Annotated in this window: 14 protein-coding genes and 1 riboswitch; of the genes, 5 read left to right on the top strand and 9 right to left on the bottom strand. The window is 74.0% G+C overall.

Annotated elements, in window-relative coordinates; translation table 11 throughout:
* Nucleotides 1-108 precede the first annotated feature (108 nt).
* The 4 genes from pucD to AB0B41_RS32175 are packed head-to-tail and all read right to left on the bottom strand — an operon-like array spanning nt 109 to nt 5,079.
* Nucleotides 109-2,382 carry a xanthine dehydrogenase subunit D gene (gene pucD / locus AB0B41_RS32190; protein ID WP_358210047.1) on the bottom strand — a complete coding sequence of 758 codons (2,274 nt, stop codon included), beginning with the start codon at nt 2,380-2,382 and terminating at the stop codon, nt 109-111.
* A complete protein-coding gene (locus tag AB0B41_RS32185; RefSeq protein ID WP_358210045.1) occupies nt 2,379-3,719 on the bottom strand; it encodes an 8-oxoguanine deaminase in 1,341 nt (446 codons plus the stop codon). The genes pucD and AB0B41_RS32185 overlap by 4 nt, the downstream gene beginning before the upstream one ends.
* Nucleotides 3,716-4,177: a (2Fe-2S)-binding protein gene (locus tag AB0B41_RS32180; protein WP_358210043.1), complete on the bottom strand. Its 462-nt coding sequence runs from the start codon at nt 4,175-4,177 to the stop codon at nt 3,716-3,718. The genes AB0B41_RS32185 and AB0B41_RS32180 overlap by 4 nt, the downstream gene beginning before the upstream one ends.
* On the bottom strand, nt 4,174-5,079 hold the full coding sequence (locus AB0B41_RS32175) for an FAD binding domain-containing protein (RefSeq protein WP_358210041.1): 906 nt from the start codon (nt 5,077-5,079) through the stop codon (nt 4,174-4,176). The genes AB0B41_RS32180 and AB0B41_RS32175 overlap by 4 nt, the downstream gene beginning before the upstream one ends.
* A gap of 93 nt (nt 5,080-5,172) precedes the next feature.
* On the opposite strand from AB0B41_RS32175, the gene AB0B41_RS32170 reads away from it, so the two are divergent.
* Nucleotides 5,173-6,690, top strand: coding sequence for a PucR family transcriptional regulator ligand-binding domain-containing protein (locus AB0B41_RS32170; protein WP_358210040.1), 1,518 nt, complete (start codon nt 5,173-5,175; stop codon nt 6,688-6,690).
* A 7-nt stretch (nt 6,691-6,697) separates the two neighbouring features.
* On the opposite strand, the gene AB0B41_RS32165 is transcribed toward AB0B41_RS32170, so the two are convergent.
* From AB0B41_RS32165 to uraD (AB0B41_RS32145), 5 genes are all read right to left on the bottom strand, one after another.
* Complete coding sequence (locus AB0B41_RS32165) at nt 6,698-7,738, bottom strand: zinc-binding dehydrogenase (protein ID WP_358210038.1); 1,041 nt, start codon at nt 7,736-7,738, stop codon at nt 6,698-6,700.
* 87 nt (nt 7,739-7,825) lie between these two features.
* Nucleotides 7,826-8,671: a factor-independent urate hydroxylase gene (gene pucL, locus AB0B41_RS32160; RefSeq protein ID WP_358210036.1), complete on the bottom strand. Its 846-nt coding sequence runs from the start codon at nt 8,669-8,671 to the stop codon at nt 7,826-7,828.
* Nucleotides 8,672-8,673: 2 nt separating this feature from the next.
* Nucleotides 8,674-8,967: a hydroxyisourate hydrolase gene (locus tag AB0B41_RS32155; protein ID WP_358210034.1), complete on the bottom strand. Its 294-nt coding sequence runs from the start codon at nt 8,965-8,967 to the stop codon at nt 8,674-8,676.
* On the bottom strand, nt 8,964-9,452 hold the full coding sequence (uraD, locus tag AB0B41_RS32150) for a 2-oxo-4-hydroxy-4-carboxy-5-ureidoimidazoline decarboxylase (protein WP_358210032.1): 489 nt from the start codon (nt 9,450-9,452) through the stop codon (nt 8,964-8,966). Before uraD (AB0B41_RS32150) ends, AB0B41_RS32155 begins: the two co-directional genes overlap by 4 nt.
* On the bottom strand, nt 9,449-11,389 hold the full coding sequence (gene uraD / locus AB0B41_RS32145) for a 2-oxo-4-hydroxy-4-carboxy-5-ureidoimidazoline decarboxylase (protein WP_358210030.1): 1,941 nt from the start codon (nt 11,387-11,389) through the stop codon (nt 9,449-9,451). The genes uraD (AB0B41_RS32150) and uraD (AB0B41_RS32145) overlap by 4 nt, the downstream gene beginning before the upstream one ends.
* A 257-nt stretch (nt 11,390-11,646) precedes the next feature.
* Nucleotides 11,647-11,739, top strand: a riboswitch (SAM riboswitch).
* Nucleotides 11,740-11,986: 247 nt separating this feature from the next.
* On the opposite strand from uraD (AB0B41_RS32145), the gene AB0B41_RS32140 reads away from it, so the two are divergent.
* From AB0B41_RS32140 to AB0B41_RS32125, 4 genes are read left to right on the top strand one after another with little or no spacing between them, the layout of a single operon-like run.
* Nucleotides 11,987-12,481 carry a GNAT family N-acetyltransferase gene (locus AB0B41_RS32140; RefSeq protein ID WP_358210028.1) on the top strand — a complete coding sequence of 165 codons (495 nt, stop codon included), beginning with the start codon at nt 11,987-11,989 and terminating at the stop codon, nt 12,479-12,481.
* Nucleotides 12,474-13,427, top strand: a complete 954-nt coding sequence (locus tag AB0B41_RS32135; protein WP_358210026.1) for an amino acid ABC transporter permease — start codon at nt 12,474-12,476, stop codon at nt 13,425-13,427. The genes AB0B41_RS32140 and AB0B41_RS32135 overlap by 8 nt, the downstream gene beginning before the upstream one ends.
* Before the next feature lie 11 nt (nt 13,428-13,438).
* Nucleotides 13,439-14,194: an amino acid ABC transporter ATP-binding protein gene (locus tag AB0B41_RS32130; protein ID WP_358210049.1), complete on the top strand. Its 756-nt coding sequence runs from the start codon at nt 13,439-13,441 to the stop codon at nt 14,192-14,194.
* 32 nt (nt 14,195-14,226) lie between these two features.
* Complete coding sequence (locus tag AB0B41_RS32125; protein ID WP_358210024.1) at nt 14,227-15,219, top strand: ABC transporter substrate-binding protein; 993 nt, start codon at nt 14,227-14,229, stop codon at nt 15,217-15,219.
* Nucleotides 15,220-15,234: the final 15 nt, after the last annotated feature.

The following is a 15,234-nucleotide window of genomic DNA, read 5'->3' as shown; positions in this document are numbered from 1 at the left end:
GCTCAGGGCGGCCCCTTTCTCCTACCGGGCGGAGTGGCCCGCCCGCGGGCGCTTGCGGGGTCTCTGTTGGGCGGCGCCCCTACTGCGCCCCCACAGCGGTACTCGGGGTCAGAAGGTGATGTGCTCGGGGCGGATCGGGACCCGGCGCAGGGCCTTGCCGGTGGCGGCGCGGACGGCCGCGGCGACGGCGGGGCCGGAGGAGATCGTGGGCGGCTCGCCCACCCCGCGGACGCCGTAGGGCGCGTGCGGGTCGGCGTACTCCAGCACCTTCACCTGCATCGGCGGCATGTCGAGGATCGTGGGGATCAGGTAGTCCGTGAAGGACGGGTTCTTCACGTGCCCGTCCTGCACCACGATCTCCTCCATCAGCGCCAGGCCCATGCCCTGCGCGCTGCCGCCCTGGATCTGCCCGACGACGGCGTCCGGGTTGAGCGCCCGGCCGACGTCCTGCGCCGTGTCCAGCGCGACCACCTTGACCAGGCCGAGCTCGGTGTCGACGTCGACCACGGCGCGGTGCGCGGAGAAGGCGTACTGGACGTGCGCGTTCCCCTGCCCGGTCTCCGGGTCGATCGGGAAGGTCGGGCGGTGTCGCCACTCGACGGTCTCCTCGACCGGCTCGTCGAGCACCTCGGCCAGGCCCGCGACGACCTCGCCGGACTCCGCGACGATCTTGTCGCCGTCCAGCCTGAGATCACTGCGCTGCAACAACGCCGCCGCGCGCCGCAGGACCGAGGTCCGCACCGCCTCGCACGCCGCCTTGACGGCGCCGCCGGTCACGTACGTCTGCCGGGAGGCGGACGTCGAGCCGCCGGAGCCGACGCTGGTGTCCTTGGGGTGCACCACGACCTGGTCCACGCCCAGCTCCGTGCGGCAGATCTGCTGCTCGATGGTGATCAGGCCCTGCCCGACCTCGGCGGCCGCGGTGTGCACGGTGGCCACGGGCTCGCCGGCGATCGCCTCCAGCCGCACGCGGGCGGTGGAGTAGTCGTCGAACCCCTCGGAGAACCCGACGTTCTTGTAGGTCACCGCGTACCCGACCCCGCGCACGACGCCCTCGCCGTGCGTGGTGTTCGACGCGCCGCCGGGCAGCTCACGGATGTCCCGCTCGCCCTCGGGCTCGGGCGGCAGCGGCAGGTCGCGGACGGTGCGGATCAGCTCGGCGACGGGCGCCGCGGAGTCGATCACCTGGCCGGTGATGTTGAGGTCGCCCTCGACCATCCCGTTGCGCGCCCGGATCTCCACCCGGTCCACGCCGACCCGGTCGGCCAGCTCGTCCATCAACGCCTCGTGCGCGAACGCGGCCTGCACACAGCCGAAGCCGCGCATCGCGCCGCAGGGCGGGTTGTTCGTGTAGACCCCGCGGGCGTCGACGTGGACGCTCGGGATCCGGTACGGGCCGAGCCCCAGCGTGCCGCCGTTGCCGACGACCGCGCCGGTCGACGACGCGTAGGCGCCGCCGTCGAAGAGGATGTCCGCCTTGGCGTACACGAGGGTGCCGTCGGGCTGCGCGCCGAACTCGTAGCGCAGCCAGGCCGGGTGCCGGTGGACGTGCCCGAAGAAGGACTCGTCCCGGGCGTAGCTCATCTTCACCGGCTTGCCGGTGTGCAGCGCGAGCAGGCACGCGTGGACGTGCATCGACAGGTCCTCGCGGCCGCCGAAGGCACCGCCGACGCCGGCGAGCGTCAGCCGCACCTGCTCGGGCGGGAGCCCGAGCACCCGGCACACCTGGCCCTGGTCGACGTGCAGCCACTGGGTGGCGACGAAGAGGTCGACGCCGCCCTCGCCGTCCGGCACCGCGAGCCCGGACTCCGGCCCGAGGAAGGCCTGGTCCTGCATGCCGACCTCGAAGTCCAGCGCCACCACCACGGGGGCGGTGGGGGCCGGGTCGCCGCGCCGGATCTTCATGGCGCGCACGAGGTTGTCCTCACGGGAGGCGTGCACGAGCGGGGCGCCGGCGTCGAGCGCGCGGCGCGGGTCGGTGACGGCCGGCAGCACCTCGTAGTCCACGACGATCCGCTTGGCGGCGCGGCGCGCGGTCTCGGGGTGGTCCGCCGCGACGAGCGCGACGGGTTCGCCCTGGTAGCGGACCACGCCGTCGGCCAGCGCGGGGGTGTCCAGGTGCTCCAGCCCGACGGCGTTCTCGCCGGGGACGTCGGCCGCGGTGAGGACCGCGGACACGCCGGGGACGCGCAGCGCCTCGGTCACGTCGATCGAGCGGATGCGGGCGTGCGGGTGCGGGCTGCGGAGCGTGACGCCCCAGACCATGTCGTCGTGCCACAGGTCGGACGAGTAGGCGAACTCGCCGGTGACCTTGAGGGTGCCGTCGGGGCGGAGCGGGGAGTCGCCCAGCCTGCCCGCCGTCCGGGTTTCGGTACTGGTCATGACGCCTTCTCCAGCAGGGTGCGGTGGACGCGGGCGCACTCGCGCGCCACGGCGTCCGTGTCGACGGTGACCACACGGTCGTGCTCGACGACCGGGCGGCCGTTCACGAGCAGCAGGTCCAGCGGCGGCGGGGCGCCGAGCACGAGCGCGGCGACCGGGTCGGCGACGTCGGCGTGGCCCAGCCCGTCGAGGCCCCAGAGAGCCAGGTCGGCGAGCTTGCCGACCTCGATCGAGCCGATCTCGTCCTCCCGGCCCAGGACGCGGGCGCCGCCGAGAGTGGCCAGCTCCAGGGAGTCCCGGACGGTCAGCGCGGTGGGGCCGCCGACGGCGCGGGCGAACAGCACCGCGTGCCGGACCTCCTCGAGCAGGCTGCCGGCCTCGTTGCTCGCGGCGCCGTCGACGCCGAGGCCGACGCGGGCGCCGGCATCGCGCAGGTCGCGGGTGCGGGCGATGCCCGCCCCCAGCCGGGCGTTCGACGACGGGCAGTGCGCCACCCCGGTCCGGGTCGCGCCGATCCGCTTGACCGCGGGGTCGTCGAGGTGGATGGCGTGGGCGAACCACACGTCCGCGCCGGTCCAGCCCAGGCCCTCGACGTACTCCAGCGGCGAGCAGCCGAAGCGCTCCCGGCAGAAGTCCTCCTCGTCGAGGGTCTCGGCGAGGTGGGTGTGCAGCCGGACGCCGCGCCGGCGGGCCAGCTCGGCGGACTCGCGCATGAGGTCGCCGGTCACGGAGAAGGGCGAGCACGGGGCCAGCGCGACCTGCAGCATCGAGCCGGGCGAGGCGTCGTGCCAGCGGTCGATCGCCGCCTCCGACGCGGCCAGTACGGCGTCCCGGTCCTCGACGACGTGGTCCGGCGGCAGGCCGCCGTCCTTGCGCCCCAGGTCCATCGAGCCGCGGCACGGGTGGAAGCGCAGGCCCACCTCGGCGGCGGCGCGGATCTCGGCGGCGAACACGTCCCCGCCCTCGCGGGGGAAGACGTAGTGGTGGTCGGTGCTGGTCGTGCAGCCGGTCAGCGCGAGCTGCGACAGCGCGCCGGTGGCTCCGGTGTGCACGGCGTGCTCGTCGATGCCTGCCCACACCGGGTACAGCGTGGTGAGCCACTCGAAGAGCGTCGCGTCGACCGCGAGGCCGCGGGTGACCCACTGGTAGAGGTGGTTGTGCGTGTTGACGAAGCCGGGGGTGAGCAGCCCGCCGCGCGCGTCGACCACGTCATGACCGGCGCGGTCCACGGCGGGGCCCGCGCCGACTGCGGTGATCCGGTTGTCCTCGACGACGACGTGCCCGCCGGCGATCTCCTCGCCGGTCACGGTCACGACGTGCGCGTTCTCGATGATCATCGCTTCGCCACCGCCGCGGCCCGCACGGCGTCCAGGATCTTCTCGTAGCCCGTGCACCGGCAGAGGTTGCCCGCCAACGCCTCCCGGATCTCCGGGTCCGTCGGCTGCGGGTTGCGCTCCAGGAGGTCCTTCGTGGACATCAGGAAACCGGGGGTGCAGAAACCGCACTGCACCGCGCCCTTCTCCACGAACGCCTGCTGCACGGGGTCCAGCTCCTCGCCCGCCAGGCCCTCGACCGTCGTGACCTCGCGGCCCTGCGCCTGACCGGCGGCGACCAGGCACGCGCACACCGGGGTGCCGTCGAGGTAGACCGTGCAGGAGCCGCACTCGCCCTGCTCGCAGGCGTTCTTGGATCCGGGCAGGCCGAGCCGCTCGCGCAGCGCGTAGAGCAGGCTCTCGCCCTCCCAGACGTCGTCGGCCTCGCGGCGGGTGCCGTTGACCGTCAGCTCGATCCTCATGCGACGGCGCTCCTGTCGTCGGTCCCGTCGGTCCCGTCGTCGTTGCGGTAGGAGTCCCAGGCCCAGGTCGCGGCGCGGCGCGCCATGACGGACAGGGCATGGAGGCGGTACGCGGCGCTGCCGCGGACGTCGTCGATCGGGGCCGCGGCGTCGCGGACGCGGCGGCCGAACTCTCCTGCGAGGCCCTCGGGCAGCGGGCCGCGGGAGTCCCACAGCCCGGCGGCCTCGAGTTCCCCGGCGAGGAAGGCGGCGGCCTCGGGGGCCGGGCGCGGGGTGGGCGCGGCCGAGCCGATCCCGGTGCCGACCTCCCGGCGGTCCGGGTGCAGCGCGAACCCGAAGGCGGACACCGCGATCACCATGGCGTTGCGGGTGCCGATCTTGCAGAACTGCTGCGGGCCGGCGGGCGGGGCGACCAGCACGGCGGCGATGAGCTCGTCGGGCTCCAGGACGCTGCGCTTGACGCCGGTGAAGAACTCGGCGACCGGCACCACGCGCGTCCCCCGCACCGAGGCGATCTCCACGTCGGCGAACGCGGCGAGCAGGGCCGGGTGGCTGTCACCGGCGGGGGAGGCCGCGCCCAGGTTCCCGCCGACCGTGCCGCGGTTGCGGATCTGCGGAGACCCGACGGTGCGCGCGGCCATCGCGAGGCCGGGCAGCGCTCCGCCGAGCTCCGTGATCACCCGGCTGTAGGTCACGCCGGCGCCGAGCCGGATGCGGCCCGCGTCGTGCGACCACTCCTGCAGCTCGGGGACCCGGGTGAGGTCCAGCAGGGCGGCCGGGCGCCGGTGGTCGAAGTTGAGCTCGACCATGACGTCCGTGCCGCCCGCGACGGGCAGGGCGTCGGGGTGTGCCGCCTTGGTCTCGAGGGCCTCCGCCCAGGAGGTCGGCGCCAGGAAGTCCATGGCAGGAAGTACACCGCCTGTTCGTGTCGGTCACGAGTCGCCGCCACGACGAACCCGTGGCGGTCCTTGGCGGCGCGGTTGTACGTTCCTCCAATGCTGCTGCGCGACCTGGTCGGGCGCCCCGATCTGAAGCTGCGGCTGCTGCACGGCGACGCGGCGGCGCTCGAGCGGCCGGTGCGCTGGGTCTACACCACCGACCTGCCCGATCCCGGCCGCTACCTCTCCGGGGGCGAGCTGGTGATCAGCGGTCTGGTGTGGCGGACGGCCGAGGCGGACACCGAGCGGTTCGTCGGGGCGCTCGCGCGGGCGGAGGTGGCGGCGCTGGCCGCGGGTGCGGCGGTGTTCCACGGGATCCCGGACGACGTCGTGGAGGCCTGCCGCCGGCACGACGTCCCGCTGCTGGAGGTGCCCGAGGAGATCTCGTTCGCGGCGGTGACCGAGTACGTCGTCGGCTCGGTCACTGCGGCCCGCGGCGACCGGCTCGCCGTCACGGTGGGGCGGCAGCGGCAGTTGCTGGCCGCGGTCGCCGGCGGACTGGGGCTCGACGAGCTGACCGCGCAGGTCGGGGCCGCGATCGGGCTGACCTGCCGGGTGTTCACGGCGACCGGGCGCGCCCTGGCCGCCGGACCGGAGCCGTTGCCCCCGGTCGAGCTCGACGCCGCGGTGCGGACCTTCCTCACCGCGGACCGGCTGCCCGCGGTCACGCCGGGCCCGGCGCGGACGGTGTTCCCGGTGGGGCCGTCGTCGGAGCTGCGGCCGACGTCGTGGTTCGTGGTGGTCGACGGCGCGCGGCCGGACTGGGACCAGGAGACGGTCGAGGCGGTGGGCGAGCTGGTGGCGATCGCCGCGCTCGACCGGGCCCGGCGCAGCGAGGGGCTGCGGCTCGCGCGCGACATCGCCGACGACGCGATCGCCCTGGTCGCGGAGGGGGCGGGGGAGCGGCCGGAGCTGCCGGTGCGGCTGCGGCAGGCGGGGCTCGACCCGTCGGCGCCGCTCGCGGTGGCCGTCGCGGGGTTCAGCGGGCCGGGGCGGGTGGAGACCGCGCGCTCGGTGTTGGTCGACGCGGCCGCGCACCTCGGGCCGCCGGTCGTGGGCACCTACGAGGGGCTGGCCGTCGCGCTCGTGCCGGGGGACACGGCGGTGCTCGACGCCGCGCTGGCCCGCCTCGAACCCGGGTTCGCGTCGGAGAAGCTCGCGGTCGGGGTGAGCCGGTCCGCGGCGCTCGCCGCGCTGACCGGGGCGTTGCAGGAGGCCGTGCACGCGCGGACGCTCGCGCAGCAGCGCCCGGGCGCGGTCGCGGTGGTCACGGCGTCGGAGGTGACCTCGCACGTCGCCCTGCTCGCGGCGGTGCCCGACGACGTCCGCCGCACCTTCGCCGACCGGGTGCTCCGCCCGGTCCTGGCCTACGACGAGCGCAACACGGCCGGGCTCCTGGAGACCCTGGAGGCGTTCCTGGACTGCTCGGGCTCGTGGAGCCGCGCCGCGGAACGGCTCCACCTGCACGTCAACACCGTGCGCTACCGGATCGGGCGGGTGGAGGAGCTGACGGGCCGCAGCCTCGCCGACTTCCCCGACCGGGTCGACCTCTTCCTGGCCCTCCGCTCCCGCTAGCCGTGGGTCAGGGCAGCACGACCACGCGCTGCGGCTCGCCCAGCTTCTGGTGCAGCGTCTGCAGCGCCTTGTCCGCCTCCTCGAGCGGGAAGCGGTGGGTGATGGAGCGGCTCAGGTCGAGCCGGCCCGCGGTGACCAGGCCGAGCACCGATCTGATCGACGCCGTGGTGAACGCGTAGCTGCCGAGCACCTGCAGCTCGCGCCGGACGAACACGGTCGGCGGCGGCAGGACGATCGACTCCGGCCCGATCCCGCAGACCACGACGCGGCCGCCCGGGCGCAGCAGCTCCGCGGCGCTCGCGATGCTCTCCTGCCGGCCCACGAACTCCGCGGCGACGTCCACCCCGGCCCCGCCGGTCGCCGCCAGCACGGCCTCGACGGAGTCGGGCCCGGGCTCCAGCACCAGGTCCGCGCCGGCCTCGGCGGCCCGGGTGCGCTGGGACGGCCGCGGGTCGACGGCGATCAGCGGCGACGCGCCCTGCAGCCGGGCGATCTGCACGGCGTGCAGACCGAGCCCGCCCGCCCCGACGATCGCGACGGCCTCGCCGGCGCGGACCCGGGCGACGTCGGTGAGCGCGTGGAACGGCGTGGCGACGGCGTCGGTGACGATGGCCCCGACGTCGAACGGCACGTCGTCGGGCAGCGGGAGGAGGGCCCGGGCCGGTGCCGCGACGAACTCGGCGAGCCCGCCGTCGTGGTGGACCCCGACGAGGCTGCGGCTCGCGCAGATCGACCCCCGCCCGGCCAGGCACTGCGGGCAGGTCCCGTCGGTGAGCACCGCGTTGACGACCACCCGCGCGCCCACCGCCCACCCGTCGACGCCGGGCCCGAGCCCCGCGACCGTGCCGGCGACCTCGTGCCCGAGGGTGATCGGCAGGAACCCCACCGGGCTGCCCTCGATCGCGAAGTGCACGTCCGAGCCGCAGACGCCCGCGGCCCGGACCTGCACGAGCACCTCGCCGGGTCCGGGCTCGGGGCGCGGCACGGTCTCGGGGGCCAACGGCCTGCCCGCTCCGTGGAACCGCGCCGCGCGCATCGTCTCGGGCATGGGTCACCTCCGCGTCGAGGCCGCCGTGGTGCGGAGATCGTCACCCCCGGCGGAGGCGAGGGCCAGTACGCAGATCTGCCACTTGCGCTAGTCGCGGGTGACGGTCGCCTGGATGAGGCCGTAGGGGCGGTCGGCGGCGTAGAAGACCTCGTTGGGGTTCTCCAGGCCGAACGGCGCCAGGTCCACCACGAAGTGGTGCTTGTTGGGCGCCGAGAGCGAGATCTCGGTGATCTCCGGGTGCGCCTCCAGCACACCCTTCCCCATCTCCCACAGCGTCTGCTGCAGCGCGAGGGAGTGCACGGTGGCGAAGCGCTCGAGGAGGATCCGCCGGACGTCGGCCCAGGACTTGTCCCAGTCGATCTCCGTGCCGGCGTAGGCCCACTCCGCGACGAGCGAGGTGGACATGATCCGGTCGTGGGTCTCCTGCAGGGTCGTGTAGGGGTCGGTGAGGAAGCCGGCGAACTCGGAGCCGGTGGACTTGAGCAGCACCAGGTCCCGCAGCCCGGAGACCACGCGCTCGCCGTCGCCGGAGACCTCCACGACCGTCGTCCGGATCTCCGACTCGCGGCGCACCCACGTGTGGTCGTGCCCGCGCCCGTCGACCGGCACCCGCTCCCAGGTGTGCTCGTCGACGGCGATCCGCGCCCCGGACACGGGCTCCACGTCGGCGACGAAGTGCCGCGCCAGCGTGAGCGCATAGTCCTCGATCTCGCGCAGGCCCTTCTCCTTGGCGTACGCGTAGCAGGTGTTCTTCTGCGTGTCGGTCGGCAGCACCCGGGACTGGTCGCCCCGCAGGTGCGCGTCGGTGAAGTCGCCCCGCAGCGCGGTCGTCACGGTGACGTCGCGGATCTCGTGCCGCGGCGAGTCGCGGTAGATCCGGACGACCCGGTTCTCCGCCTTGCCGTAGTCGTTGGCACCCAGCCTGATTCCCATGTCTAGCTCCCGCGGTAGGTCGAGTAGGCGAACGGGGACAGCAGCAGCGGTACGTGGTGGTGCCGCCCCGGGTCGGTCACGGTGAAGGTCACCGTGACCTCGGGATAGAAGTCGGACCGGTCGCCCGTGGCGAAGGTCAGGGTGTGGACGCCGGGGCCGGGCTCGGTGAACCGGCCCCGGCCGTCGGCGTCGGTGGTCAGCCGGTCGCGTTCGCGGCCTTCCGTGCGCAGCACGACGGTCATGCCGGCGGCGGGGGTGCCCGTCGTCGCGTCGAGGACGTGGGTGGAGAGCGTCATGCCCCGAACACCCGCCCCAGCCGCAGCCGGTTGATCGCGGCCAGCTCCGCGAGCGCCACGCGGCGCTCGGTCGCAGGGTCGTTGCGCAGCCGCGCCCGCAGGGTGGCGAGCAGGTCCTCGGCGTCCCGGCCGCTGGCGCAGACCAGGTAGACGTGCCCGAAGCGCTCCTCGTAGGCCCGGTTGCCCTCGGCCAGCGCGTCCAGGACCTGCGCCGGCGCCGCGGCGACCGCGCCCTGCTCCCGGCGGGCCGTGCCCTGCGCGGACCGGTCGCCGATGCGCGGGTGGCCGGCCAGGGCGGCGTCGAGGTCGTCCTCGGTGAGCGCCGCCGCGGCCGCACGCTGCAGCGCGGCGAGGCGGCCGTAGGGCCGGCCAGCGACGACCTGCCGTGCCCACCGCGGGGCCGAGCAGACCTCGCGGAGCAGCTCCTCGGCGCGGGTGGCGGGCAGGTCGTCGAAGGCCGCGACGGTCAGGGCGACGGCCGTCATCGGGCGCCCGACCCGAAGGCCCCGGCCCGCGCCGCCGCGATCGGGTTGGCCTCGGCGACCAGGTCCTCGAAGCGGCGGTTGGCCACCTTGGCGATCTCGATCAGCGCGGCCGCGTGCTCCTGGGCGGGGGAGTTGCCCAGCCGGCGCCGGCCCTCGCGCAGGATCGCCTCGCGGTCCGGGTGCTCGCGGACGCAGACGATCAGCGGGATCCCGAAGCGCTCCCGATAGGCCGCGGCCAGCTCGGCGAACTCGGTGCGGTCGTCGTCGGAGAGCCGGGTCAGGCCGGCCGACGCCTGGTCCTCGCGGGAGTCGTCGCCCTCGTCGCCGTCGGCCACGCGGTCGCCGCCGAGGTCGGGGTAGACGGCCATGAGCGCGCGCTGCTCCTCGCGCGGCGCCGCGAACAACGCCTCCTGGAACGCGGTGCGCAGGGCCGTCGTGTCGGCGAACGGCTTGCGGTCGTACGCCCGGCCGACGACGTCCGTCGGGCCCTGGAACAGCCGGCCGAAGGCGGCGGCGAACTCGTCGCGGCTCATGCGGTTGACCTGGTCGAGCCGGATCGTCGGGGTGCCCGGCGCGCCGGCGACGGCGGGGCCGAAGTCCTTGCCGACATGGTGGAACACCAGGTTGAGCAGGATCGCCGTGATGCTGCCGAGGGTGATGCCGGAGCCGAACACGATCTGCGCCCAGGGCGGCAGGGCCTTCGCGACGTCGGGCTGCGCGGTCACGAACATCGCCAGGCCCAGGCTCGTCCCGACGATCACGACGTTGCGGTGGTCGTGGAAGTCCACCCGGGACAGCGTCTGGATGCCGACGACGGCGACGGTCGCGAACATCGCCAGGGCCGCGCCGCCGAGCACCGGGTGCGGGATGCCCGCGACGACCGCGCCGGCCTTGGGGATCAGCCCGATGAGGATCATGAACGCGCCCGCGGCGGCGACGACGTACCGGCTCTTGACGCGGGTCAGGCGGACCAGCCCGACGTTCTCGGCGAAGCACGTGTACGGGAAGGAGTTGAGGACGCCGCCGATGGTGGTGGCCAGGCCGTCGGCCCGCAGCGCCCGGGCGATGTCCTCGCGGCCGACCCGCTTGTCCACGATCTCGCCGGTGGCGAAGACGTCGCCGGTGGTCTCGACCGCCGTGATCAGCATGACGACGATCATCGAGACGATCGCGGCGCCGGCGAACTTCGGCCAGCCGAAGTAGAAGGGCGTGGTCACGCCGAACCAGGAGGACTCGCCGACGGCCGCGAACGACGCGTCGCCCAGCAGCCAGGCCACGCCCGTGCCCAGGACCAGCCCGATCAGCACGGCGACGGTGGCGGTGAACCCGCGGAACACCCGCTGGATCACGACGATGACGGCGAGCGTGCCGAGGGCGTAGGCCAGGTTGCGGGCGCTGGTGGGATCGGGCGCGGAGCCGCCGCCGACGGCGTCCTGCGCGGCGACCGGCAGCAGCGCGAGGCCGATGATCGTGATGACGGTGCCGGTGACGACCGGCGGGAAGAAGCGGATCAGCTTGCTGAACCAGGGGGCGATGAGGAAGGTGAACAGGCCGGCGACGATCACGGCGCCGTAGATCACCAGCAGGCCGTCGGTGCCGCCGCCCGCCGCGAGCCCGATCGCGATCATCGGCGACACCGCGGTGAACGTGACGCCCTGCAGCAGCGGCAGCCGGACGCCGACCTTCCAGAACCCCACGGACTGGATGATCGACGCGATGCCGCAGGTGAAGAGGTCGGCGTTGATCAGGTGGATGAGCTCGCGCTCCGACAGGCCGATCGCGCCGGCCAGCAGGATCGGCACGATGACCGCGCCGGCGTAGAAGGCGAGCACGTGCTGGACGCCGTAGACGGCGAGCTTGCCGGCGGGCAGCACCTCGTCGACCGGGTGCGGTCTGCGGCCGGACTTGCGCGGACGGGATCGGGCGGTAGCGCGCACGGGCACCTCGCAGGGGGTGGTGTGGGACGCGTCATACCTTCCGTGCCCGGTCCCGCCTCCGGCAGGCACCGCGAGCACGAACGCGCGGGCCGCCCCACCCCGTCCTTTGTGCGATCCGACAGTGCTCCGCCGGGGACCGCGGCGCCGGGCGGCGCGGTGGGGCTCCACGCCGTCCCGGAGGTCCGGTGTGTGGCGGGAGCGACAGTTGCGCGTTCATGCTCTTGACAACCGGTTCGGGTGACGGGTTGAGTGCGGGGAGTCCATCCAGAGCGGCCGAGAGACCCGGCTCGACGACGCCGCAGCAACCCGCGCCCCACGGCGCAGGGTGCTACCGCCGGGACCGATGGGAGCGGTATGTCGAGCCGAGTGCTGCGGGTGCCCGCGCGCCGGCAGCTGCGCTGCTGGTGGACGCGCCGCCGGCACGTCGACCTCTGCCGCACGCACACCGCGCTCTGTCGCTGACCCACCGCCGCGTTCACGGCCGCGCCCTCGCGCGGACCGTCCGTCCACAGCGTCCCGGTGTGCCCTGCGCACACCGGCCGGGGGGTCGCTCATGCCTGCCTGTCCGTACCGATGTGCCCGCGCCGGAGGCGCGCGGTGACCGTCCCGCTGGAGATCCGGCGGGTCGACTACACCGATCCGCTCGTCCTGCCGATGCTCGTCGAGCTCGACCACGAGTACTGGACGCGGTACCGCCACACCCTCGGTGACCTCGCGGAGGAGACGCGGCGCGAGCGCGCCCGGTTCGCGCCGCCGGACGGCGGGCTGATCCTGCTGCTGGAGGAGGGCGTGCCCGTCGCGGGCGGCGCCTTCCGCCGGTGGGACGCGAACACCGCCGAGCTCAAGCGGATCTGGACGGACTCCGCGCACCGCCGGCGCGGCCTGGCCCGGCGGGTGCTGGCGGAGCTCGAGACCGAGATCGCGGCGCGCGGCTACGGCCGGATCTACCTGACCACCGGCCCGCGCCAACCGGAGGCGCAGCAGCTGTACCTGGCCACCGGCTACACCCCGCTGTACGACCGCTCCCTCCCTCCCGAGGAGGTCGGCGCGCACCCCTTCGAGAAGCACCTGACCGGAGACCGTGATGAGTGAGCTCGCCACCGCGCACGCCCCGCCCGCCCGCGACGAGGGCCCGGACGACGACGCCGACCTCACGATCGTCCAGGCCCGCCACCCGTGGCGCTGGGTGGCGACCGCCGCGGTCGCCGTGCTGGTGGCGATGGCGCTGCACGCCCTGGTGACCAACCCGGCGTGGGACTGGGCGACCGTCGGGCAGTACCTCTTCGCGCCGTCGATCATCCGCGCGGTGCTGCTGACCCTGCAGCTGACGGTGCTCGGCATCGTGGTCGGCTTCGTGCTCGGGACGGTCCTCGCGGTCATGCGGCTGTCGCCGAACCCGCTGCTGCGGGCGGTGAGCTGGACCTACATCTGGATCTTCCGGTCCGTCCCGCTGATCCTGCAGCTGCTGTTCTGGTACAACCTCGCGCTGCTCTACGAGGCGATCTCGTTCGGCGTGCCGTTCGGTCCGGCCCTCTTCGAGATCGGCACGATGGACCTGGTCGGCCCGGTCACCGCCGCGGTGCTGGGGCTCGCGCTGCACCAGGCCGCCTACGCCGCGGAGGTCGTGCGCTCCGGCTTCCTCGGCATCGACCAGGGCCAGCTCGAGGCCGCCGCCGCGCTGGGCATCCCGCGCTGGCGCCGGTTCCGCCGCATCCAGCTCCCGCAGGCCATGCGCACCATCGTCCCGACGGCGGCGAACGAGCTGATCGGCCTGGTCAAGGGCACGTCGGTGGTCTACATCATGGCGTTGTCCGAGCTCTTCTACCAGGTGCAGGTGATCTACACCCGGACCGGCCGCGTGATCCCGATGCTGCTGGTCGCGGCGGTCTGGTACCTGGTGCTGACCACCGTGCTGTCGATCGGGCAGTTCTACGTGGAGCGGCACTACGCCAAGGGTGCGCTGCGCGTGCTGCCGCCGACGCCGCTGCAGCGGCTGCGGGCCACGCTCGCGAGGTTCCGCCGGGAGGTGACGGCGTGAGCGCCGCGCCGATGGTCGACCTGCGGGGCGTGCACAAGAGCTTCGGCGGGATCGAGGTGCTGCGCGGGGTCGACCTCACGGTCCGGCCCGGCGAGGTCACGGTGGTGCTCGGGCCGTCCGGCTCCGGCAAGTCCACGCTGCTGCGCACCATCAACCACCTGGAGAAGGTCGACCGCGGGTTCGTCCGGGTCGACGGCGAGCTGATCGGGTACCGGCGCTCGGGCCGCAAGCTGCACGAGCTGCCCGAGCGGCAGATCCTGCGCCAGCGCAGCCACATCGGCTTCGTGTTCCAGAACTTCAACCTGTTCCCGCACCTCACCGTGCTCGACAACGTCGCCGAGGCGCCGATCTCCGCGCAGGGCCGGGACCGGGCGACCGTGCTCACCGAGGCCCGCGAGCTGCTCGACCGCGTCGGGCTCGTCGACAAGGTGGACGAGTACCCGCGCCGGCTCTCCGGCGGCCAGCAGCAGCGCGTCGCGATCGCCAGGGCGCTCGCGCTGCGACCCAAGCTCCTGCTGTTCGACGAGCCCACCTCGGCGCTGGACCCCGAGCTGGTCGGGGAGGTCCTCGACGTCATGCGCGACCTCGCCCGCAGCGGCACCACGATGGTCGTCGTCACCCACGAGATCGGCTTCGCCCGCGAGGCCGCCGACACCGTGGTGTTCCTCGACGAGGGCCGCGTCGTCGAGCAGGGAACGCCCGCCCAGGTCCTCGACGACCCCCGCGAACCCCGTACCCGCGCCTTCCTCGGCGCCGTCCTGCGCTGATCCGGCGCGCCCCACCCGACCGAAGGAACCCCATGTCCCGCATCCCCCGGCCGCTTCGCCACCTGCGGCTCACCGCCGTCGCCCTCCTCGTCCCGGTGCTGGCGGCCGTGGCCTGCTCCGGGCCGGACCCCGACCAGGCCGCGGCCCCGCCGTCGGCCGGCGGCGCCACCGTCAACACCAGCCCCGAGCAGAACCGGGTGCGGGCCGAGAAGGTCGACGCCATCGCCGCGAAGGTGCCGCAGGCGATCCGCGACCGCGGCACCCTCGTCGTGGGCACCACCGGCAGCGGGAACCCGCCGCTGTCCTTCCGCGCCGACGACGACCGCACGGTCATCGGCGTCGAGCCCGACCTCGCACAGCTCGTCGCCGACACCCTCGGCCTGCAGCTCGACCTGCAGCCGACCTCGTGGGAGAACCTCTTCCTCGCCGTCGAGTCCGGGCAGTACGACGCCGGCTTCTCGAACATCACGGTGACCGAGGAGCGCAAGGACAAGTACGACTTCGCCACCTACCGCGTGGACACGGTGTCCTTCGAGGCGACGAACGCCGGGAAGGTGCAGCGGATCGAGAAGCCGGCCGACATCTCGGGGCTGACCATCGGCGTGGGCTCGGGGACGAACCAGGAGCAGATCCTGGTCGGCTGGAACGCGGAGAACGAGAAGGCGGGCCTCGCGCCGGCGACGATCCAGTACTACCAGAACGTCGGCGACTACTACCTCGCCCTCGACTCCGGCCGCCTCGACGCCTACTTCGGGCCGAACCCGGGCGTGGCGTACCACGTCGCGACAGGCGGCAAGACGAAGATCGTCGGCTCCGTCAACGGCGGGGGCGGCAGCGTGCAGGCCGACATCGCGGCGATGACCGAGAAGGACAACGGGCTGGTCACGGCGCTGAACGAGGCCCTGAACTCGGTGATCGCGAACGGGAAGTACACCGAGGTCCTCGGCCGCTGGAACCTGACGAACGAAGCGCTGCAGACGTCCGTCGTCAACCCGCCCGGCCTGCCGCGCAAGGCCGCGTCCTGATCCCGTCCTTCTCGC

It is taken from the genome of Pseudonocardia sp. NPDC049154 (assembly GCF_040648315.1).
Classification (GTDB): Bacteria; Actinomycetota; Actinomycetes; order Mycobacteriales; family Pseudonocardiaceae; genus Pseudonocardia.
Note: the sequence above shows the minus strand (reverse complement) of the source record. Positions and strands in the feature narration are given on the sequence as shown.